The 22,685-nt window shown below is 66.1% G+C and carries 17 protein-coding genes and 1 riboswitch; of the genes, 5 read left to right on the forward strand and 12 right to left on the reverse strand.

Translation table 11 applies throughout. The features are described 5' to 3' along the window. The 3 genes from F624_RS35820 (at position 1) to F624_RS0115480 (ending at position 2,319) form a co-directional block, all read left to right on the forward strand. On the forward strand, positions 1-897 hold the full coding sequence (locus F624_RS35820; protein ID WP_019575233.1) for a pseudouridine synthase: 897 nt from the start codon (positions 1-3) through the stop codon (positions 895-897). An 8-nt stretch (positions 898-905) separates the two neighbouring features. After that, entirely contained in the window at positions 906-1,484 is a 579-nt protein-coding gene (locus tag F624_RS0115475; protein WP_019575234.1) for a flavin reductase family protein, read from the forward strand. 76 nt (positions 1,485-1,560) lie between these two features. Next, positions 1,561-2,319 (forward strand): SDR family NAD(P)-dependent oxidoreductase, encoded by a 759-nt coding sequence (locus tag F624_RS0115480; protein WP_019575235.1) that lies wholly within the window; start codon positions 1,561-1,563, stop codon positions 2,317-2,319. A 9-nt stretch (positions 2,320-2,328) separates the two neighbouring features. Here F624_RS0115480 and F624_RS0115485 read toward each other — a convergent pair whose 3' ends face one another. Continuing rightward, positions 2,329-4,479, reverse strand: a complete 2,151-nt coding sequence (locus tag F624_RS0115485) for a TonB-dependent receptor (RefSeq protein ID WP_245573644.1) — start codon at positions 4,477-4,479, stop codon at positions 2,329-2,331. A gap of 200 nt (positions 4,480-4,679) precedes the next feature. Further along, positions 4,680-4,891: riboswitch (cobalamin riboswitch) on the reverse strand. A 142-nt stretch (positions 4,892-5,033) separates the two neighbouring features. Between F624_RS0115485 and bktB the strand changes: the two genes are divergently transcribed. After that, entirely contained in the window at positions 5,034-6,218 is a 1,185-nt protein-coding gene (gene bktB, locus F624_RS0115490) for a beta-ketothiolase BktB (protein WP_019575237.1), read from the forward strand. Between the two features lie 63 nt (positions 6,219-6,281). On the opposite strand, the gene F624_RS0115495 is transcribed toward bktB, so the two are convergent. Next, entirely contained in the window at positions 6,282-6,836 is a 555-nt protein-coding gene (locus F624_RS0115495; protein WP_031255169.1) for a peroxiredoxin, read from the reverse strand. Positions 6,837-7,006: 170 nt separating this feature from the next. Here F624_RS0115495 and F624_RS0115500 point away from each other — a divergent pair, with 170 nt between their 5' ends. Continuing rightward, entirely contained in the window at positions 7,007-8,545 is a 1,539-nt protein-coding gene (locus F624_RS0115500; protein ID WP_169426607.1) for a phospholipase D family protein, read from the forward strand. A gap of 39 nt (positions 8,546-8,584) precedes the next feature. Here the strand turns inward: F624_RS0115500 and F624_RS0115505 are convergent, their stop codons facing one another. The 10 genes from F624_RS0115505 to hrpA form a co-directional block, all read right to left on the reverse strand. Continuing rightward, positions 8,585-8,794 carry a DUF2788 domain-containing protein gene (locus F624_RS0115505; RefSeq protein ID WP_019575240.1) on the reverse strand — a complete coding sequence of 70 codons (210 nt, stop codon included), beginning with the start codon at positions 8,792-8,794 and terminating at the stop codon, positions 8,585-8,587. Then, entirely contained in the window at positions 8,794-9,639 is an 846-nt protein-coding gene (locus F624_RS0115510) for a DUF2189 domain-containing protein (RefSeq protein WP_043426082.1), read from the reverse strand. The genes F624_RS0115505 and F624_RS0115510 overlap by 1 nt, the downstream gene beginning before the upstream one ends. Before the next feature lie 156 nt (positions 9,640-9,795). Then, complete coding sequence (locus F624_RS0115515; protein WP_019575242.1) at positions 9,796-10,233, reverse strand: universal stress protein; 438 nt, start codon at positions 10,231-10,233, stop codon at positions 9,796-9,798. 88 nt (positions 10,234-10,321) lie between these two features. Then, positions 10,322-11,080 (reverse strand): 2OG-Fe dioxygenase family protein, encoded by a 759-nt coding sequence (locus tag F624_RS0115520; RefSeq protein WP_019575243.1) that lies wholly within the window; start codon positions 11,078-11,080, stop codon positions 10,322-10,324. 69 nt (positions 11,081-11,149) lie between these two features. Continuing rightward, complete coding sequence (locus F624_RS0115525) at positions 11,150-11,551, reverse strand: hypothetical protein (protein WP_051107415.1); 402 nt, start codon at positions 11,549-11,551, stop codon at positions 11,150-11,152. A gap of 234 nt (positions 11,552-11,785) precedes the next feature. After that, positions 11,786-12,652: an ion transporter gene (locus tag F624_RS0115530; RefSeq protein ID WP_019575244.1), complete on the reverse strand. Its 867-nt coding sequence runs from the start codon at positions 12,650-12,652 to the stop codon at positions 11,786-11,788. Positions 12,653-12,704: 52 nt separating this feature from the next. Further along, complete coding sequence (locus F624_RS0115535) at positions 12,705-14,363, reverse strand: methyl-accepting chemotaxis protein (protein WP_019575245.1); 1,659 nt, start codon at positions 14,361-14,363, stop codon at positions 12,705-12,707. A 364-nt stretch (positions 14,364-14,727) separates the two neighbouring features. Continuing rightward, positions 14,728-16,365: a methyl-accepting chemotaxis protein gene (locus F624_RS0115540; RefSeq protein ID WP_019575246.1), complete on the reverse strand. Its 1,638-nt coding sequence runs from the start codon at positions 16,363-16,365 to the stop codon at positions 14,728-14,730. A gap of 342 nt (positions 16,366-16,707) precedes the next feature. Beyond that, positions 16,708-18,396: a long-chain fatty acid--CoA ligase gene (locus tag F624_RS0115545; RefSeq protein WP_019575247.1), complete on the reverse strand. Its 1,689-nt coding sequence runs from the start codon at positions 18,394-18,396 to the stop codon at positions 16,708-16,710. A 133-nt stretch (positions 18,397-18,529) separates the two neighbouring features. Continuing rightward, positions 18,530-22,546, reverse strand: a complete 4,017-nt coding sequence (hrpA, locus tag F624_RS0115550) for an ATP-dependent RNA helicase HrpA (RefSeq protein WP_019575248.1) — start codon at positions 22,544-22,546, stop codon at positions 18,530-18,532. Positions 22,547-22,685: the final 139 nt, after the last annotated feature.

The following is a 22,685-nucleotide window of genomic DNA, read 5'->3' on the forward strand; positions in this document are numbered from 1 at the left end:
ATGCCGACCTTTCACGTTCGTGCTGCCGACGGCAGCCTGCACTCCCCCGCCCCTCAGCCCGTCCCTCTGCCCGCCACACCGGCCCGGAGCAACCCCGCGCCTGAACCCCGGCCAGCCCTGACCGGCCGTGCCGCCCGCCGCGAACGCGCCGCTCAAGCGGCCGCAGCCCGGCCGGTGCCCCCGGTGGTGGTCGCGCCCAGCACCCTGTACCTGGGCCAGGGCAACACCCAGGCAGCCCGCGTGCTGAACACCCCGGCCGGCCCCATCACCTGCCTGTACGAAGATGCCAGCGTGCTGGCCTTCGACAAGCCCGCCGGCATGCACTCGGTGCCCGGCAAGGGCGAGGACAAGCAGGATTGCCTGTCGGCCCGGGTGCAGGCCCTGTTTCCCGAGGCCCGCGTGGTGCACCGGCTTGATCTGGACACCTCCGGCATCATCGTGATGGCCCGCGGCGCCGAGGCGCAGCGCCGCATCAACCGCAGCTTCGAGCAACGCGAGGTCGACAAGCGCTACGTGGCCGTGGTGCAAGGCTGCCTCACTGCGCCTGCCAGCGACTGGGGCCTGATCGACCTGCCCATCGCCCTGGACTGGGTCAACCGCCCCCTGCACATCGTGGACGCTGCCACCGGCCGGCCCAGCCAGACCCACTGGCATCTGCTGTCCGTCGACCAGGCCGCCAACACCTCGCGCGTGCTGCTGGAGCCCTTCACCGGGCGCTCGCACCAGTTGCGCGTGCACCTGCAGGCCCTGGGCCACCCCATGCTGGGCGACCGCCTGTACGGCGGCCCCATCGCCACACCGCGCGCCACCCGCCTGCTGCTGCACGCCACCCAGATCCGACTGCCCCACCCGGACAGTGGCGCGCCGCTGTTCATCGAGAGCCCCGTTCCCTTCTGAGCCGCCCCATGACCCGCCTTGCCGTCGACCTCGCCAAAGCCACCCGCTTGCTCAACCATGGGCCCACCGTGCTGGTGTCCAGCGCCCATGCCGGGCGCCACAACGTGATGTCTGCGGCGTGGTCCATGCCCCTGGACTTCGAGCCGCCCAAGGTGGCGGTGGTGATCGACAAGGCCACGCTGACGCGCGAGCTGGTCGACGCCTCGGGCGAGTTCGTGCTCAACATCCCGCCGGCCGCCATGGCCCAGGCCACCTTGCGCCTGGGGCGCGAAAGCGGTCGCGATCAACCTGACAAGCTGGCCCGCAGCGGCATTCAGCTGGAACCCGCCAGCCGGGTGCAGGCCGCGCTGGTGCAGGGCTGCATCGGCTGGCTCGAATGCCGCGTGCTGCCCACCAGCGCCGCCGTGGCCGGCCCGCACGACCTGTTTCTGGCCGAGGTACTGGCCGCCTGGGCCGATGAGCGCGTGTTCCGCGACGGGCACTGGCGTTTCGAAGAAGCCCCGGACGAGCTGCGCAGCCTGCACTATGTGGCGGGAGGTCACTTCTACCAGGTGGGCCATGCGCTGGAAGTGGACGTCGGCACCTGAGTTGCTCGCCATGGGCATGTGTTGGTTCGGAACAACCCTGTCAACACCGCCGGGCGCTTGGCGCTAGCATGACGCCATGACCACCTCCTTGTACATCCTCACCGGCGCCTCGCGCGGCATGGGCTTGGCCTTGGCTGAGCAACTGCTGCAAGCGGGCAACACCTTGCTGACCCTGCAGCGCAGCCCGCACCCCGACCTGCCCGCCCTGGCCGAGGCCCGGGGGGCGCGCCTGCTGGCCTGGTCGTTCGACCTGGCCGACAGCACCGGGGCCGCGCACGAACTGGGCCTGTGGCTGCGCACCCAGGACCCGGCGGCCTACCAACGGGCCGTGCTGATCAACAACGCGGGGGTGATCCCGCCCATTGCCCCGTTGTCGGACAGCAGCCCCGAGCTGGTGGCCGCCGCGCTGCGCGTGGGGCTGGAAGCGCCCATGCTGCTGTGCGCGGCCTTTTTGAACGGCACCGCCGGCTGGGCACTGCCGCGCCAGGTGCTGAACATCTCCTCGGGCCTGGGCCGGCGGGCCATGGCCTCGCAGGCGCCCTACTGCGCCGCCAAGGCCGGCATGGACCACTTCACGCGCTGCCTGGCGCTGGACGAGGCCCAGAAACCCAACGGCGCCAAGGTCTGCTCGCTGGCCCCCGGCGTGATCGACACCGACATGCAGGTGCAGTTGCGCAGCGCGCCGGCCGAGGCCTTCCCCGATCAAGGCAACTTTGCCGCGCTCAAGGACAAGGGCCAGCTGACGTCGCCGCAAGAGGCCGCCGCGCGCCTGCTGGCCTACCTGCAACGGCCCGACTTCGGCAGCCAGCCCGTGGCCGACGTGCGCGACGCCTGAACGGCCGCCTCAGAAGCTCAGCCGCAGCCCCAGGCGCAGGGTGCGCGGCTCCAGGGGGTGGATCAGGCGCCCATCGATGGCCGAGCCACTGCCGCACCCCCCGGTGCCGCCCAGCGCCTCGCGCTGGGTGCAGGCCCCGCCCCAGTATTCGATGTCGTTGGCGCGCCGGTCGAACAGGTTGAACACATCCAGGCTGGCCTGCCACCGGCTCGATCCGGTCTGGAATCGGTAACCCAGCTTCAGGCTGCCCAGCCAATAGCCGCGCGACCGCTGCTGCCCGGTCTCCTCCAGGTCGTAGGCTCCCAGGTAGCGCAGACGCAGCCCACCCAACCAGGGCCCGCCCTGATCCCAGTTCAAACCCATCGACGCCGTCAGCGGCACGGCATTGGGCACATGGCTGCCGCCGTTGACCGCATGCACAAAGCGCGCCCGTGACCAGGCCAGGTTGCCATCCCACGCCAGACCGGGCGCCAGTTGCACGTCCTGCGCCCACTCCAGCCCCCAGCGCCGCGAGGCGCCCCGGGGCTCGGTGACGCCCTCGTCACCGACAAACACCAACTCAGAGGCCAGTTGCATCTGCCAGAGGCTGAGGCGGGTCTGCCAGCCCGGCAGCGGCTGGGTGCGCAGGCCGATTTCATGGCCGCGGGCCTTGACCAGCAGGGGCACCGGGCTGACGGCGCTGCCGTCCTGCGGGCTGGTGCGGGTGGTGGCCCCACGGGCGTCGTTGCTGTGAAAGCCCTGGCCCGCGTTGACAAAGAATTCGGTGCCGCCCAAAGCCGGGAACGGCCCCAGCACCAGGCCTAGACGCGGGCTGAGCTGGCGGGCCGACGTGCTGCCGCCATTGTCCGCATTGAAGGCCCCCGCCAGCGGTGTGACCCGGGCCTGCAGGTGGTCCTGCCGCAGGCCCAGGCTGCTGCGCAGCCAGGGCTGCCAGCTGGTGCGGGCCTCCAGCGAAAAGCCGACAGCGGTCTCGGTGATGCGGTCCTGGCGCAGCACCTCGGTGCGCTGGCGGTTCACGGTGCTGAACAGGCCCACGTTGCTGATGCGGTCCTGCCGCAGCAGCGTGCCCAGCGTCAGCTCGGTGGCCCCGGCGCCCTCGCCCAGAAACCAGCTGTGCTGCCAGCCCCCGCCCCACAGCACACGCTGGTCAGCCTGCTCATGCTGGTCACCCGCAAGACCGTTCACAAAGCCCGATGGCGCCGAAAACAGGTTCAGCCCGTAGTCAACCACATAGGCCTGCGCCCGGCTGGCGCTGGTGGCGCCGCTGTCGGCCCATTCGGCCGACAGGCTGTAGCGGTGGGTGCGCCCGCCGTCACCCGGCGACAGCACGCCGTAGCGCCCGATCTCGCCCGACACGATGGCCCGCTCGGGCACATGCTCGGTGGCCTGCCAATCGGCCTGGTACACCAGAGCGCTGATCGAATAGCCGCGCGCTGCGGTGCCCGACGACAGCTTGAGCACCGCGTTTTGCTTGCCCAGGCGTTCGGGCTGCTGCCAGGGGCCGTTGTTGTGCGTCAGCTCCAGGGCCATCAGGAGCTGCTTGTCGTCCATGATGCGGCTGTCCGCCACGAGGCTGCGCCGGTAACCCTTGGGCCCCAGGCTCAGGTCGATGAAAGGCGCTGGCAACTGCCGCACATAGTCGATGCGGGCACTGCCCGCCACGGCAAAGTCGGCGTCTTGCGCGTGGTACACGCCTTTGCGGTAGTGCAGGCTGCTGACCAGCTCAGGGATCAGGAAGTTCAGATCCATATAGCCCTGGCCATGGGCATGCGACACCATGTTGATCGGCATGCCCATGAGGTGGGTGGCAAAGTCGCTGCCATGGTCGAGGTTGAAGCCGCGCAGAAAGTACTGGTTGGCCTTGCCATCGCCCGAATGCTGGGTGACCACCAGGCCGGGCACCGATTCCATCAAGTCCGCCGGGCGCAGCAAGGGGCGCCGGGCCAGTCGCTGCGCCGTGACGCGGCCCTCGCTGGCGCTGTCAGACTCGCCTGCTGCGGTGGCCTCGCCCGCCGACACACGGATCTCGGACAACTGCGGCATGGCGGGCTGGGCCATCACTGCGGGAGTGGCAAGGCAGCCCAGCAAGGGGCCGAACCGCCAGGCGCGGCGGGTGGGTTGAATGTGGCCGGCAAAAACAGGGCCGAGACATGAAAACAAAGGCATCTCCGGTGGGACTGCAGAGGCGGCACCGCGCCAAGACGAACCGGAAAAGCCCACGGGCACCCGCGCACGGGCGCCCAGGCACAGGCATGCCCAGGGGCCCCGAAGGGTGTCCGACAGAACCCTTCCCTCACCCCGAGGACTGGCACCACGATGAGAGCCAGCTCAATGTCTCGCACGACCCGTGGGAGACTTTGAACTGACTCTTGGATCAGGCCGGTCTTCTGGCTCGCCTTCATCCTTCCCCGGGCCTTCCCATGCAAGTTCATGCACAGTGGCGTCATCCGGCGTCGTCTGGCTCACAGCAGCGGGGGCTGCGCCGGAATGGTTGATGGCATCAACGTCACCGGCTTCCCGTTTAACCCGCGCGTCGAGAACTACGGCAGGCACCTGAAACGGGAGCGAGTGTAACCAACTTAACAATCTATTGACCTGTCGGAGGCCCTCCGCCGCACCCGTGACAGGCCCCATGACGGGTGCCCTGCGGCAGCGGCTAAGATCGACAGTCTGGATCTGTAATTAAGAATTCAATCTCAACCCTAGGAGTCAACATGTCCCGTGAAGTCGTCGTCGTCAGCGGTGTGCGCACCGCCATTGGTACCTTTGGCGGAAGCCTGAAGGACATTCCCCCCACCGCCCTGGGCGCCCAGGTGGTGCGCGAGTCGCTCAAGCGCGCCCAGGTCGACGGGGCCGACGTGGGCCATGTGGTGTTCGGCCATGTGGTGAACACCGAGCCGCGCGACATGTACCTGTCGCGCGTGGCCGCGATCGACGGCGGTTGTGCCGAGGGCACGCCGGCCTTCAACGTGAACCGCCTGTGCGGCTCGGGCCTGCAGGCCATCATTTCGGCCAGCCAGGCGATTCTGCTGGGCGACACCGACATCGCCATCGGCGGCGGTGCCGAGAACATGAGCCGCGCGCCCTACGCCAGCCTGGCCACCCGCTTTGGCGCCCGCATGGGCGACACCAAGCTGATCGACATGATGATCGGCGCCTTGCACGACCCCTTCCACAACATCCACATGGGTGTGACGGCCGAAAACATCGCTGCCAAATGGGGCATCACCCGCGCCGACCAGGACGCCCTGGCCGTGGAAAGCCACAACCGCGCCGAACGCGCCACGGCGGCGGGCTACTTCAAGGACCAGATCACCCCGGTGATGCTGAAAAGCCGCAAAGGCGAGGTGGCCTACGACACCGACGAGCACTTCCGCCCAGGCGCCACGCTGGCCGACATGGACAAGCTCAAGCCGGTGTTCATCAAGGAAAACGGCACCGTCACCGCCGGCAACGCCTCGGGCATCAATGACGCCGCCGCCGCCGTGGTGCTGATGGAAGCCGGCGCCGCCAAGGCCCGTGGCCTGCAACCCCTGGCGCGCCTGGTGGCTTATGCCCATGCCGGCGTCGACCCCAAGTACATGGGCATCGGCCCGGTGCCGGCCACGCAGTTGGCCCTCAAGAAAGCCGGCCTGACGGTGAACGACCTGGACGTGATCGAGGCCAACGAGGCCTTTGCCGCCCAGGCCTGCGCCGTGACCCGCGACCTGGGCCTGGACCCGGCCAAGGTCAACCCGAATGGCTCGGGCATCTCGCTGGGCCACCCGATCGGCGCCACCGGCGCGGTGATCACCGTGAAGGCCCTGTACGAGTTGCAGCGCATCCAGGGCCGCTATGCACTGGTGACCATGTGCATTGGCGGCGGCCAAGGCATTGCAGCCATCTTCGAACGCCTCTGATCGATCCCGCCCTGGGAAGCCTGGCCTGCCGTCTGGGCGCAGCGGCGGGCCAGGCCCGGGGCATCAGGGCTGCTGAACCATGCCCGTCTTGGCCCAGTTGCGCAAAGCCGTCAGCGTGTTGCTGACATGCTTCATGGGGTTGAGGCTGGTGTACTGGTAGATGATCTTGCCATTGGGGGCGATCACGTAGGACACCCGGTTCGCATAGTCGGGCCGGAAATGCAGCACCGCGTCATAGGCCTTCATGATCGACTGATCAGCGTCCGACGCCACCGGGAATTTGCCCCGACATTCCTGCACCGAGAACTTCTTCTGCGTCTCAAGGTCGTCGCGGGACACACCCACCACCGACGCACCCAAGGCCTTGTAGTCGTCCAGCGCCTGGGCAAATTCATGGGCCTCAATGGAGCAACCCACCGAAAAAGCCGACGGAAAGAAATACAGCACCACCGGGCCCCGGCTCAATTCCTCGTGCAGGGAATAGCTCTGCACGTTGCCGGCCAGCGCAACCTTTGCCGTAAACTCCGGCGCAGTCTCCCCAATGTCGAGCGCGGCTTGGGCCAAGCCCCCCAACAGGCTCAACCCGCAAAAGACAACCGTCCTAGACCATGCGTTCATCGCGTTACCTGATGGCAGCTTTGTATCCATATCAGTATAGCGAGCACCTTGGCACGGCCTCGGTGCCTGGCGCTTACCCGGCCAGCCAGCCCGGGCTCTCAACTCGGGTGGACGGGTGGGTTGGCGCCCGATGGCCTGCAAGGCTGCTGTTGTGGGGACTCACCGTTCTTTTGCTCGCGCTCGCCGGCTGTGCCACCCGCTTGCCACAGGTGGACCGGGAGCGGCTCGCCAGCGAAGCCATCCCGGCCTCAGCGCACAGCACCCTGGGCCGCATCGCGCTGGAATCCCAGCCGGCCCCCGATCAGTCGGGTTTCCGCCTCATGCCGCTGGGCACCTTTTCCCTCGATGCGCGGCTGCAGCTGGCTCGCCGAGCCGAGGTCTCGCTCGACGTGCAGTACTACAACATCGAGGCCGATGCCACCGGCCGCTACTTTCTGCGTGCCCTGCGGGACGCGGCACAACGGGGCGTGCGGGTTCGTCTGCTGGTCGATGACCTCTACACCGGGGGGCACGACTCTTTGTTTCTCGGGCTCGCGGCCTACCCGAACGTCCAGGTGCGGCTTTTCAATCCCTTTTGTTGCGCCCGAGAAAAAGGTCAGCTCACCCGTTTCCTGGCCTCCACCGGCGACTGGAGCCGGCTCGATCACCGCATGCACAACAAGATGTTCATCGCCGACGGTGCGATGGCCATCATCGGTGGGCGCAATGTGGCGAACGAGTACTACCTGAGAGGCGCCACCGACAATTTCGTCGATGTCGATGCCTTCACCACCGGGGCGGTCCTGCCGGCCATGCAGGCGCTGTTCGACCGCTACTGGAACAGCCTGGCGGTCTACCCCCTGACCAGCATCGCCAGCAGCTCCTTGGCCCTGGAGGCGCTACAGAACCAGTTCGAGACCGCTACCGGTCCGGCCACCACAGCCGCGCCGACCGCTTTGCCGCCCAATGACGTGCTGGGCTATGCCCCGATTGCCGATGACCTGGATGCCGGCCGGCTGGGCTTGAACTGGGGTCAAGCTTACGTTTTTGCCGACCATCCCGACAAGCCCTTCGACGGGGTCGCTGGTGGCGAGCTGATGGAAACCAGTGTCACCTACAACGTTCTGGAGGCGGTGGCCAAGGCCAAGCAGGAGGTGGTGGCCTCATCGCCCTACTTTGTACCGGGTCCCAAAGGCATGGCGTTCTTGAAGTCCTTGCGTGAGCGAAGCGTCAAGGTGACGGTGCTGACCAACTCGTTGAGTTCAACCGACGAACCGGCGGTCCATGTCGGCTACAGCCGTTACCGGGAGGACATGCTGAAGATGGGCGTCGATCTCTACGAACTCAGCCCTTCGAAGGTCAGCAACAACAAGCATCCCTTCCTGTTCGGCAAATCCCTGGGCCGGCTGCATGCCAAACTGTTCGTCATCGACCGGCGCACCTCCTTCATCGGCTCGATGAACCTGGACCCCCGCTCCGCCACCATCAACACCGAGTTCGGTGCCGTGATCGACAGCCCGGAAGTGGCACGTGAGCTGATCCGCATCATCGACATCGACCGGCTGCAAAGCGCCTACCGCCTGCGCCTGGCCCCGAACGGCAACGGTCTGCAATGGCTGGGGTTTCAGGACGACAGTGAAATGGTGCTGGACACCGAACCCGACGCTTCTTTGAAGCTGCGGCTGAAAGCCTGGCTGCTCGGGCCGCTGGTGCCTGAAGAACTGCTGTGAAACCTGGGGGGCGCCTGCGCCTGGGGCAGGCGACTCAGGCTATTTGGTCATGTACCACTGGATCACGAACTTGGCGGCAAAACCCACCAGGCCCAGGCCCAGGCCCAGAAACAGCACGAAGGTGCCAAACTTGCCCGCTTTCGATTCCCAGGCCAGGTGGCCAATGATGAACAACATGTAGAGCATGAAGCCCCCCACCCCGAACGTGAGGCCGAAGGTGGAGATCTGCTCTTCTGAAAAACCAAACATCAGTGTCTGACCTGAACAAGAACGGGGGCCAGGCCGGCGTCCCGGGCCGGCAACGTCGTGACGTCCACCAGATCGCGGTAAGCGTGCCAGCTGGCGTGCCCCAACATGGGCATGACCGCAATCAGGCCCAACAAAAGTGATCCCACCCCCAGCAGCGTGAAGCCGGCGATCAAGGCCGCCCAGAACGCCATCGGAATCGGGTTGTAAAGAACGGTGCGCCAGCTGGTGAGCACCGCCTGCATCAAGGTGATGCGGCGGTCGAGCAGCAGCGGAATCGACACCACGCTGGAGGCAAAGATGGGCGCGGCCAGAAAGCCGCCCAGGGCCAGCCACAGCTCGAACAGCCCCGATTCAGGGTCGGCCACCACCACGCGAAGAAAATCGACCGGCGTGCGCACCGGCTCAGGGGCCAACAAGGTGATCAGCGCGGCCGAGGTCAGCACCCAGGTGGTGGCGGCCAGGGCCAGCAGCAGGCCGAACTGCACCAGGCACCAGTACTGGCTGGTCCACTTGTTGAAATGGCTGTGCTGCCAGTTGAACCAGGTCTTGAACACCACATCCATCGAGGCCGGCTCGCCGCGCTCCAGGGCCCGGCTCAGCGCATACAGGCTGGTGGCCAGCACTGGCGCCACCACCAGAAAGCCCGACAGGGCTCCGGCGAGCAACCAGAAGCGGTTGCCGGCCACGGCGATGATGAGCCCGCCGAACACGGCCATCGCCAAGCCATGGGCGAAGCTGATCCAGCCCGCGCGTGCCATGTCGCGCCAGGCCAGTGCCAGCCAGGTCAAGGGTTGCATGATGCCGATGGTACGAACCAGGGGAAGCGTTTCCGGGGTGGAAGACATGGTGGTATGGGCCTGGGGCGCAAAGTGCAGATCGTGCAACCATGCTATCAAGCCTGCCCAACGGAGACAGCCCCCAGGCGCCCCAACCTAGGGACAACCATGAGAGCCATTTCCCGCCCCTGGGTCAAAGGCCCCGGAGGGCCCGACAGACGGTATTCAGTCGCGCACCACCATCACAGGCAGGTGGGCGTCCGACAGCACCTTCTGGGCCACGCTGCCCAGCACCAGCTTCTCGATGCCGCGGCGGCCGTGCGAGCCCATCACGATCAGGTCGGTGCCCAGGGTCTGGGCCGTGTCCAGAATGCCGCGGTGGATGGCATGGCCTTCCACGACCGTGGTCTTCACCGGCACGGCAGCCGCCTCGAAGGCAGCCCGTGCGCTGGCCAGGGCGGCATTGGCTTCCGCCGTGGCGGCGCTCAGGTATTGCGACTGACCGTAGGCGAAATCAGCGCCCACGCCGGTGAACGGGTAGGGATCGATGACGTAGATGACGGTCACATCGCTGGCAAAAGCCTTGGCCAGACCAATCGCCTTGTCCACGGCCAGCGTCGCCGTGGCAGAACCGTCGACCGGAATCAGGATGTGCTTGAACATGGAGAGCTCCTTGTGGGTTGATGTCAGGCAGTGTGCCGGAATGTTCGCCTGTCGCATTGACACGCATCAAAACGGGAAAAGAACTTCGTCAAACCGGCAATCCCTGGAACCCGCCCGATCGGCAGGTCAACACCAGGGTATCGCGGTGGGCCCCGTCGGCCAGAGGCTGGATGGGGGTGGATTCGTGGATCACGCGGGCGTCGTCGAGCAGCAGCAAGGACCAGGGCTCGGCCAGTGTGAAGCGCTGTCCATTCGGGCCATCGGCTTCAAAGACCCGGGTTTCGCCGCCTTTGATGCCGCTGCGTTCGATCAGGAAGACGGCCACCAGATCGACGCCATCGCGGTGCGCCCCCTCGGGGGTGGGCCGACCGATGCCATCGGTGGTGTCGATGCGGAACTGGTGCGCTTCGATGAACCAGGGCTCAGGGCGGGTACCCGCGGGCCGCTTGAGAGCTGCCGTCACCCCCGCCACCGCCCGCAACAGTTGGGCCCAGACCGGCTGGGCCACGGTGTGGGGCAACATGGGTTCGAACCAGCGCTCCATGCCGCCGTGCAAGGCGTTGTACTCCAGGGGTTGCCAGTGGGATCGGTGGGGCACCTGCTCCACATGCTCGCCCTGCACCACAAAGCAGGAATGGCGGCGGCGACGGTACCGACCGCCATCCTTCAGGAAGTTGTCTGGGGGCAGTCCGTCCCAATCCGGTCGCAGGCCCTGCAGATCGGGCAGCGCGCAGGCCGCCCATTGGCTGACGGTGGCCGCATTCAGCACCGCATAGCCGCGCGCGCGGAGTTGGGGCAGCACTTGATCGGCCTCGACGGCCGGAGGGGGAAAGGTGGTGGTGGTCATGGACCTGAAGCTTACCGCGTGGTAGCCACGCTCCAGCCCACACCAGGATTCAAGCGAGGTGAGTTCTTCTTATTCAGCCGCGGCCGCGGCAGCACCCGTGGCCTCGGCAGCGGGTGCGGTCGTCTCTGCCCGGCCCGCCGGGGCGCGCGCCCAGCGCTGCGCATCGACGAAATACACCGGCGTGGCGCAGGCCCTGTGGCGGGCGCAATGCTGGGCCCAGTGGCGGCGCTCGGCCGGGGGCACGTTCAGGTAGATGGGCTCCACAGCTTGCCCGGCCGTCTTGCGCACTTGCACCGGCTGCTCATTGAGCACGGGTGGCGGCTGTTCACCCCAATCGCTGATGCGGCCATAGACGCCCGGGACCACCGGGACCAGCCCCCCCTCGACTGGACCGGACCCCAGTTGCCCGGCCCAGGCCAGCACCCCCACCCCACAACCCAGGCCGACCTGCAGCAGGCGCCGGCCGATCACGGCGAAACTCCAGACGCCCTGCCGCGTGGCGCAGTCAGGTCATCAGGCAGGTCATCATGCAGGTGGTCAGTCAGGGGATCGGTCACAGAAGGCGAATTGAACAGGGCCATGGGCATCGTGCGGCGTTCAGACAGCCACTTGTCATCAGAAAACGCCTGTTTGTACCTCATTTCGACGACAAAACCGTCACAAAGCAGCGCTTTGGCGTGACAGATGTCACCAACAGATACGCATTCAGCTCGCTGCTGGCAAGGCGGCACCACAGTGATGGCAGAACCGGGCCGCCACCAGGTGCCCTTCGCTCAGGCACTCGGGGCAACTGCGCGTGCTGGGCGCTGGCGGGGCCTGGCGGCGCTTCTGCGCCATTTCACTGGTCACGATGCCGGTGGGCACGGCCAGAGTGCCCCAGCCCAGCAGCATCATGGCCGAGGCGATGAAGCGCCCGAGATCGGTCTTGGGGGTGATGTCGCCAAAGCCCACCGTGGTCATGGTGGTGATGGCCCAGTACATCGAGGTCGGGATGCTGGAGTAGCCGTTCTCGGCCCCTTCCACCAGGTACATCACCGTGCCGGCCACCAGCACGATCATCAGCACCACCGACATGAAGATCAGGATCTTGCGCCGGGTGGCCACCAAGGCCTCGGCCAGCATCTGGTATTCGTTGACATAGGCGGCCAGTTTGAACACCCGGAACACCCGCAGCAGGCGCAGCACGCGCACATCGATCAACAGGTGCAACTCAGGCACGAACAGGGCCAGGTAGGTGGGCAGCAAGGCCAGCAGGTCCACCAGGCCGAAGAAGCTCAGCGCGTAGCGCCAGGGATGGCGCACGCAGAGCAGACGCAACAGGTACTCGGCCGTGAAGATCGCGGTGAACAGCCACTCCAGCAGATTGAACGCCGAACCGAAGCGACCTCGCAGTGCCTCCACACTGTCGGCCATCACCACCGCCACACTGAGCAGGATGGTGACGATCAGGCTGTAGTCAAAGACACGGCCGGCACGGGTATCAGCCTCGAAGACGATGCGGAACAGACGTTCACGCCAACCGACGGCCGGCGCGTGGGCAAAACGGGCAGAGCCCGGGGGGGGAGAGGACATGGGGCCAGAGTTTAGGTGGCGTGTCCAACCGCTCATCGGCTTTAAGCGCCGCTCAGGCAGGCAGGCGGAAACGCGAGACCTGGCCGGCCAACTGGGTGGCCTGGTCGCGCATCGCACTGGCTGCCGCGGCGGTCTGTTCGACCAGGGCGGCATTCTGCTGCGTCATGCGGTCCAGCTCCTGCAGGGCCTGGCCCACCTGCCCCACCCCCTGGGCCTGCTCGCGTGCGCCCACCGAGATCTCGCCCAGCAGCACATTCACACGGCGGGCCGAGTCCACGATGCTCTGGATCGCGCTGCCCGCCCGGTGCACCACGCCAGTGCCCTGCTCAACCTGCTCGACGCTGGTGCTGATCAGACTCTTGATCTCGCGGGCCGCCTCGGCGCTGCGCTGCGCCAGCATGCGCACCTCGCCCGCCACCACCGCAAAGCCACGCCCCTGCTCGCCGGCACGCGCGGCCTCCACCGCCGCGTTCAGGGCCAGGATGTTGGTCTGGAAAGCAATGCCATCGATGGTGCCGATGATCTCGGCAATGCGTGCCGACGAGCCCCGGATGCGGTCCATGGTGGACACCACCTCGCCCATGACCTGCCCGCCCTGGATGGCCGACTCGGCATTGTGGTTGGCCACCTGGCTCGCCTCATCGGTGTTGGCGTAGGTCACTTTCACCGTGGCCGAGATCTGCTCCATCGACGCGGCTGACTCTTCCAGACTGGCCGCGGCCTGTTCGGTGCGCGATGACAAATCCATGGAGCCCAGCGCCACCTCATTGCTTGAATGAACAATCTGGTCACTCGACAAGCGCACCAGGGCGACCATGTCCCGCATCGAAGTCTGCATGTTGCGCAGCTCCAGCATCAGTTGGGCCGCTTCATCACGGCCCCAGGGCGAGGGCGAGGTGGTGAGGTCGCCATCGGTCATGGCGCGCAGGTGGCGTCGGGTTTCCTTCAGGCCGCCGTCCATCACCCGGTAGAAACTGAGAAACAGGTAGCCCGCCACCAGCACCGCAGCCAGCACGATGGACACGCTGAACACCACCGTGCGCTGCACGTCGGCCCGCAGATCGTCCACATAGATGCCCGAGCCGATCACCCAACCCCAGGGCGCGAAGCCCTTCACGAAGCTGACCTTGTCCACGGGCTTGTCATGCCCGGGCTTGGGCCACTGGTAGTTCACAAAGCCCTCGCCGCGGCTGCGTGCCATGTCGGCAAACGCCTTGAACAAGGCCAGGCCATTGGGATCTTTGGCCTCAGAGACATCCTGCCCATTCAGCTCGGGCTTGAAGGGGTGCATCACCACCCTCGGGTGCAGGTCATTGATCCAGAAATACTCTTGCTTGTCGTAGCGCAAGCGGCTGATGGCCTCCTTCGCCATGTCTTGTGCCTGGGCAGAACTCAGCTTGCCCGCCTTCTCCTGCTCGTGGGCCCACTCCAGCAGGCCATAGGCGATCTCGACATGCTGCCGGGTGGCCGTCTTGCGGGCCTCCATCGCCTTGTCGGCGTGGGCATCCAACTGCCAACTGAGCAAGGCCAGCAGCGGCAGCAGAAATGCCAGGGAGATGATCAGGGCCTTGGAGGCAAATCGCAGCTTGCGGAACAGGCGCACACCAGGGGCCCAGGCGCCGTGGTAGGCGAAAAAGCCGGTGTCATGACCGTCTCTGCGGGCCGCAGAGACAGAGGGATGGGAGGCTCCAGACGAGATCAGGGCAGACATGCGAAAAGGACTTGATGGGATGAACAGAAATGTCAGAAATGACAAATTTCATTTCCTTACATTATGTCCACTCACATGTTAAGGTTTTCCACTATCGGCGAGCCCATCCGAAGGCCATCGAGACCTGCCCCCTCGAATCACGAAGTCGTCGATGGCGCACCGCTCCCCAACCCAGCCACCAAAAACGGCCAGAAGCAAAATCACCACCTTGGTGCGCGCGAACAGCGCGCAAAACATCCGATTGACTGCCGGGAGCATCGGTCGTACTGCGGCCTGGACAGAGCGAACAAACACCTGCCATCGTAAAAAACGATGGCAGGTGCCCACACCCAGAGTCCCTTCAGGTCTGGAAGCCCAGGGAAACTCAGCTTGACCAGGCCAGTCTGGAGGGGCTTGCCCGCTCAGGGGAAGGCAGCCGCGCCTGGGAATCATCGGCACCATCGGCACCAACGGGCAAGCGGAACAAGGACACGCCCTTGAGCAGCTCCTGTGCCTGCTGACGCAGGCTGGAGGCCGCGGCGGCACTCTCTTCGACCAGGGCCGCGTTCTGCTGGGTGACCTGATCGATCTGGCCCACCGCCGCCACCACTTCCGACACGCCGGTGCTCTGCTCTGCGCTGGCATCGCTGATGGCGCCCACCACCTCGCTGACCCGTTCGATCTCCACCACCACATCATCCATGGCGCGCCGTGCCGCATCGACCAGGCGGCTGCCCTGATCGACCCGCTCGACACTGGCACCGATCAGGGCACGCACCTCGCGTGCCGACTCAGCGCTGCGCTGCGCCAGGCGGCGCACCTCGCCCGCCACCACAGCAAAGCCGCGGCCCTGCTCGCCAGCGCGGGCCGCCTCGACAGCTGCATTCAACGCCAGGATGTTGGTCTGGAACGCAATGCCGTCGATGGTGCCCACGATGTCCGAAATCTGCCGTGAGCTGTCGTTGATGCTCTTCATCGTCTCGACCACCTCGCCCACCACCGAACTGCCCCGAGCAGCCACTTCCCGGGCCCCGTGGGCCAATTTTTTGGCCTGGCGCGCGTTGTCAGCGTTCTGGCGCACCGCCTCGTCCAGCTCCGCCATGGCGGCAGCCGTCTCCTCCAGCGCCGAGGCCTGGCGTTCGGTGCGTTCACTCAGATCTTGGTTGCCGCTGGCAATTTCGGCGCTGGCCAGGGCCACCTGGCGAGCGTTGCCGCGCACCTGGCCAACGGTCTGCACCAGGCTGTCCTGCATGCTGCGCAATGCGCCCTGCAGTTGCGCAGTCTCATCGCGCCCACTGACCTCGATCGGCTCGCTCAGGTCACCCGCCGCCACCCGATGGGACACCTTGACGGCCTCCAACAGGGGGCCTGTGATGCTGCGGATGATCAACACCGCCAAGCCCAGGCTGGCCAGCACCGACAGCGCCGAGATCAGGATCAGCAAGGCCGTGTTGTGTTCGATCTCCTGGGCTGCCGCAGCCTCCCCCTGTTCGGTCATCCGAGTGGCCACCACCACCGTGGCATCGATGGCCTGCCGATGCGCCTCGTAAAGCCCGCTGAGGTTTGCCAGGGCCAGATGGGTTGCGCCAGCATCCCCTTGGCGAACTGCGGGCAGCAGATTCTTCTCTGCGCTCGCCAAAAAGGCCTGTGCCGACTCGTGGGCACGCTGGAGCAACAACTCGCTCAACTCCGGGCCCAGTTGGGCTTTCTCCCAATAGGCGTGGCGCTCGTCATAGGCCTTGCGCAAGACTGCCCACTGCTCGAGGAGTTTGGCCTGCCGGGCGGGGTCCGTCGTGCTGGCCAGCTGAAAACACACCAGATAGGGCTCCAGCACGTACTCGGGCGGCGGCAGGATGTCGGCCACCAGGTCCTTGCCCTGCACGATGTGCTGGTACAGCGGCCCGTTGACCTTGAGGTAGCTCAAGGTGCGCAGCGACCAGAAGCCGGACACCAGAAAGCCCAGCAGAAACAAGGCCAGCAAGGCCACGAACCGCAGACGGATGGATACATGGGACAACTTCATGTGGCAACTCCAATAACTGAGACAAGGAAGCCTGTGGGCGATCTGGCGGTCAGCGTTCCTGGCTCAGACCCGCGCCGCTGAGACAGGGACTTCACTGACGACACAGGGCATCCACTTGAAAATGAATTATATGATCCATATTCAATTTATTTGATATATATGAAATCCATGGAGTTATTAATTTGGAATTTTTTTTGTATTTATTTGATATTTTCCGAATTTGTACGTACAACGAAGAAAGCCCGACAAGGGCATCGATGGTTCGATACCCCTGCCGGGCTTGGTGCAGGGCCGCTCCGCCGTCCAGGTCAGGCACCTGGCCAACGCGACATCACGCCGACATCACGCGGCTTCGGTCTCCTGCAGTTGGCGCCACATCACCTTGCCACTGCCGCTCTTGGGCAGGGCATCGACAAACTGCACCACCCGGGGCACCTTGTAGACGGCCATGTTTTCGCGGCACCAATCGATGATGTCGGCCTCGCTCAGGTGCTGGTGGCTGGCACGGCGCACCACCACGGCCTTGACCGATTCGCCCCGGTAGGCGTCCTTGGTGGCGATGATGCAGGCCTCCTGGATGCCCGGGTGGCGGAACATCAGGGCCTCGACCTCGGCCGGCCAGACCTTGTAGCCCGAGGCATTGATCATGCGTTTGAGCCGGTCGGTCATGAAGAAATAGCCGTCTTCATCCACCCGGCCCATGTCCCCCGAGCGGAAGAAGCGCTTGCCCTTGAACTCGATGAAAGCGGCCGCGGTGGCATCGGGCCGCTTCCAGTAGCCCTGGAAGACCTCGGGCCCATGGATGATGATTTCGCCAGCCTCACCCTGGGGCATTTCCTGCAGGGTGTCGGGGTCGATGACGTAAGCCTCGGTACTCAGGAAGGGGATGCCCAGACACTGCTGCTTGGGGGCGTCGACCGGGTTGGTGTGCGAGGGCGCCGAGGTCTCGGTCAGGCCATAACCTTCCACATAGCGCAAGCCGTAGTTGTCGAACAGGCGCTGGGCCACGGCCTGCGGCATGGCGGCGCCGCCACCACCGATGTAGCTCAGCGAGGACAGGTCGTACTGCGCGAAGTTCGGGCTGGCCAGCAGGTCGATCACCATGGTGGGGATGTTGGTCCAGTTGGTGACCCGGTAGCGCGAGATCAGGCGCCCGGCCAGGTCGCGGTCCCAGCGGGGCATCAGGATCAGGGTGCCACCGACGTAGACGGTGGCGTGCATCACAGCCACCATGCCGGTGATGTGGAACATGGGCACCACGCCCAGCACCACGTTCTCTGAGGTGGCGCTGCCCCAGGCGGCACTGGCCACCGCGTTGTGCATCAGGCTCGAATGGATGTGGATGCACCCCTTGGGCAAACCGGTGGTGCCGCTGGTGTACGGCAAGACCGCCATGTCAGCGCCACCGGCATCGGGGGCCGGTGCCGGGCCCTGCCCGGTGAGGCACTCTTGCCAGCTGTGCACGGCACCACCCGCCAAAGGCGGGGCCGGGTGTTCAGCCAGCAACCAGGGCTCCCAGGCCGGGGGCAAGGCATCGCCATCGGGCTGTGCGGGGTCGAAGGCATCGGTGAAGCGGGTCACGATCAGGTGCTTCAGGCGCTGGGCTTCGGGCAGTTCGTTGCTGGCTTTGGCCAGCTCGGCAGCCAGGTCGGCGGTGGTGATGGCCACCGCGGCATCGGGGTCGGTGATGTAGTGCTTGAGCTCTTCGGCCCGGTTCATGGGGTTGACCGGCACCACCACCGCATTGGCACGCAGAATGGCGAAATGGGCCACCACCAGCTGCGGGCAGTTCTGCATGTTCAGCAGCACCCGGTCGCCCTTGCGCACACCCAGCGCATACAGCTTGGCCGCCAGCTGCTCCACCTGCGCCAGCAGTTCGCGGTAGGACGTGCTGCGGCCCAGAAAGACCAGGGCCGGTTTGTCGGGAAAGCGGCGGGCATTCACGGCCACGTTGTCCCACAGGGGGGTGGCGGGCGGCGTGATGTGGCGGGGCAGGCGCTTGGGCCAGAACTTGTCATGCAGGCTGCTCATAAGATCTCCTTGCGCGCAGCTTACAGAGCCCCCTGCCCCCCCGCATCGGGGAAGGCCCTGGGCCTGGTCGTCACATTCGTGACCAATCTTCTGGCGGTTTTATTGCTGCAATCGAGCCCGCGCAGACGGACACTCAGCTGTTGATCTGGGCCCAGGCCTTGTCCAGGCGCTTGATGCTGACGGGCTGCGGGGTGCGCAGCTCCTGCGCAAAAAAGCTCACCCGCAGCTCTTCGAGCAACCAGCGGAACTCCTGCATGCGGGCATCCACAGCCCCCTTTCGCTCCGCCACCAGGCGCCAGTAGCGCTGCTCTTGCGGCCGCAATTCGGCCAGTCGTGTGGCGTCGCGCGCCGGATCGGCCCGGTATTTGTCCAGGCGCAGTGTGATGGCCTTGAGGTAGCGCGAAAAATGCTGCAACTGGGCCCAGGGTGTCAGGGCCAGAAACTTCTTGGGCATCAGGCGCTGCAGCTGCTGGGCCCCGTCGGCCGTGGCTTCGGGCGCGTTCTTGGTGTCCTTGATCTTGCGAGCCGCAGCGGCGTATTCCAGCAGGATGACCCCGGCCAGGCGGGCCACCTCGTTGGCGATCAAGGTCAGGCGGCCCCGGCCCTCCTCGATGCGACGTTTGAAGGCGTATTCGTCGGTGGGCAGGGGCTCCAGCAGAAAGGCGCGCTCCAGCGCCACGTCCAGGATCTGCTCACGCAGCTCCTCTTGCGTGCCCAGCGGCATGTAGGCCACGGCCATCTTCTGCAGGTCGGGAATGTTCTTTTCGAGGTACTTGAGCGCGTCACGGATCTGCAGGGCAAACAACCGGCGCAGGCCGGCGCGGTGCTTGGCGGCTGCCACATCGGGCTCGTCGAACACCTCGATGCTGACGGCGTCGCCGCCATCGATCAGGGCCGGAAAGCCGATCAGGGTCTGCTGGCCACGGCGGATCTCCATCAGCTCGGGCAACTCGCCAAAAGTCCAGGCGGTGTAGCGCTGCTCGGCGCTGCGCGCGGGGGCCGCCGGGGGGGAGGCAGGCGATGCAGCGGCCGTGGCAGCCTTGCCCCGCCCGGCCGATTCGGGTTGGCGAGGTTCAGAAGCGGGGGCAGGCGCAGCCGCCACCTTGAGGCCGGCCAGGGCCTGGAAGGCCCCCCGGGCCTTGGAGCCCAGCTCGGCCTTCAAGGCCCCCAGGTTGCGCCCGATGCCCAGTTGCCGGCCGTGCTCATCCACCACGCGGACGTTCATGAACAGGTGGGTGGCCAGCATGTCGAGCTTGAAGTCGGCGCGCTTCACATCCAGCTGCACCTGCTCGCGCACCAGCTTGAGCAGGGCGTCGGTCAGGCTGCCATGGCCGTACACGGCCGGCTCGATCAGCCGTTCGGTGAAGCGGCTGGCACTCTCGGGCAGCGGCACCAGCCGGGCGCGGGGCTTTTGCGGCAGGCTTTTGAGCAAGGCCTGCACCTTGTCCTTGAGCATGCCGGGCACCAGCCATTCGCAGCGCTCATCGTTGACCTGGTTGAGCACAAACAGCGGCACATCCACAGTGACACCGTCCTTGGCATCGCCGGGCTGGTGCAGGTAGCTGGCCACGCAATCCACGCCACCCATGCGCACATGGCGCGGGAAGGCACTGGTGGTGATGCCGGCGGCCTCGTGGCGCATCAGCTCTTCGCGGGTCAGGTACAGCAGCTTGGGGTTGAGCTTCGAGGCCTCTTTGTACCAATGCTCCAGGGTGGCGCCGCTGTACACGTCGGCGGGCAGCAGCTTGTCGTAGAAGGCGTAGATCAGCTCTTCATCGACCAGCACGTCCTGGCGGCGCGATTTGTGCTCCAGGTCTTCCACCTGGCGGATCAGTTTCTGGTTGGCGGCCAGGAAGGGCAGCTTGGTGTCGAACTCTCCTTCCACCAGGGCCTGGCGGATGAAGATCTCGCGCGCCGCCACCTGGTCGATGCGGCCATAGCTGATGCGCCGCCCGCTGTACACCACCAGCCCGTACAAGGTGGCGCGCTCGTAGGCCACCACCTCGGCGCCGCGCTTTTCCCAGTGCGGGTCAAGCATCTGCTTTTTCAGCAGGTGGCCGCCGATCTGCTCCAGCCATTGCGGCTCGATGTTGGCGATGCCGCGGCCGAACAGGCGTGTGGTCTCCACCAGTTCGGCGCAGACGATCCAGCGCCCGGGCTTTTTCTTGAGGTGGGCCCCGGGGTGGCGGTGGAACTTGATGCCCCGCGCACCCAGGTATTCGCCGGAGGAGCCCGAACCGCCCTCTTCGTCCATCTTCCAGCCCACGTTGCCCAGCAGGCCGGCCAGCATGGACAGGTGGATCTGCTCGTAACTGGCGGGGTTGCGGTTGATCACCCAGCGGTGCTCGGTGACCACGGTCAACAACTGGCTGTGGATGTCGCGCAATTCGCGCAGGCGGCGCACATTGATGAAGTTCTGGCGCAGCAGGTTTTCGTACTGGCGGTTGCTCAGCTTGTGGGTGGCGGCCACCGGCTCGGGCGGCGCGATGATGGCCGGGGCCTGCAGGCGCTGGTTCACCGGCAGCACGGCGGCACTGGCCCGGCGCTGGGCCGGCGGCGGGGGCGCCGCCTGACCGCGCCGGGTCAGCGGGATGGCGCCGCCGCGTGCATCAGCCAGCCATTGCCACAGGCGGATGTAGCCGCTGAACTCACTTTTCTCGTCGTCCCACTTGGCATGCGCCTGATCGGCCTGGGCCTGGGCCTCCATGGGGCGGTCGCGCACGTCCTGCACCGACAGGGCCGCCGCGATCACCAGCACCTCTTCCAGCGCATTGCGGTCGCGCGCCTCGATGATCATGCGCCCCACCCGCGGGTCCAACGGCAGGCGGGCCAGCTCCTGGCCCATGGGCGTCAGCTCGTGGGCATCGTCCACCGCGCCCAGTTCGGACAACAGTTGGTAGCCGTCGGCAATGGCCCGGCCCGAGGGGGATTCGAGAAACGGAAACTCCTCCACCACCCCCAGGTGCAACGACTTCATGCGCAGAATCACCCCGGCCAGGGAGCTGCGCAGGATCTCGGGGTCGGTGAATCGGGGGCGGGCCGTGAAGTCTTTCTCGTCATACAGGCGGATGCAGATGCCGTTGGCCACCCGGCCGCAACGCCCGGCCCGCTGGTTGGCCGCCGCCTGGCTGATGGGCTCGACCAGCAACTGCTCCACCTTGCTGCGAAAGCTGTAGCGCTTCACCCGCGCCGTGCCGGCATCCACCACGTAGCGGATGCCCGGTACCGTGAGCGAGGTCTCGGCCACGTTGGTGGCCAGCACGATGCGCCGGCCGGTGTGGCCGTCAAAGATGCGGTCTTGCTCGGCCTGCGACAGCCGGGCAAACAAGGGCAGCACCTCGGCGTTGCGCAGGTGCGGCAGGTGGGCCAGGTGGCCGCGCAGGTGGTCGGCCGCCTCACGGATCTCGCGCTCGCCGGGCAGAAACACCAGAATGTCGCCGCCCACATTGCCCTGCCACAGCTCATCCACGGCATCGGCAATGGCCTCGTTGAGCCCGTAGTCGCGCGAGTCCTCGAAGGGCCGGTAGCGCTGCTCGACCGGGAAGGTGCGGCCCGACACATAAATCACCGGGGCCGGGCCCTTGGCCGAGGCGAAGTGCTCGGCAAAGCGGTTGGCGTCGATGGTGGCCGAGGTGACCACGATCTTCAGGTCGGGGCGGCGCGGCAGGATCTGGCGCAGGTAACCCAGCAGAAAGTCGATGTTGAGGCTGCGTTCGTGGGCCTCGTCGATGATCAGCGTGTCATAGGCCTTGAGCAGCGGATCGGTCTGGGTCTCGGCCAGCAAGATACCGTCGGTCATCAGCTTGACCGAGCTGTCCTTGGACAGGCGGTCCTGGAAACGCACCTTGTAGCCCACCACGTCGCCCAGCGGGGTCTTGAGCTCTTCGGCGATGCGCTTGGCCACCGAGCTGGCCGCAATGCGGCGCGGCTGCGTGTGGCCGATCAGCTGCCCCTTCTGGCCCGGCGCCGCGTTGAGCCGGCCGCGCCCCATGGCCAGGGCGATCTTGGGCAACTGGGTGGTCTTGCCCGAGCCGGTCTCGCCGCACACGATGATCACCTGATGCTGCGCCAGCGCCGCCATGATCTCGTCGCGTTTGCCCGAGACGGGCAGCGATTCAGGAAAGTCGATCTGGAGCGGGGCTGTGGACAAGGGCGGGACCGGTTGACAGGTAACCCGCGATTATCTCTTGACACGAACCCCAGGCACATGAACCGTTCAATGGCCCCAACTGTCGCACGCCGCTTCGTTGCGATGCCCCTTGGCGGTGACTATGATGCTTTCAGGCTGA

The sequence above is a fragment of the Curvibacter lanceolatus ATCC 14669 genome, assembly GCF_000381265.1.
In the GTDB taxonomy this organism is placed as follows: domain Bacteria; phylum Pseudomonadota; class Gammaproteobacteria; order Burkholderiales; family Burkholderiaceae_C; genus Curvibacter; species Curvibacter lanceolatus.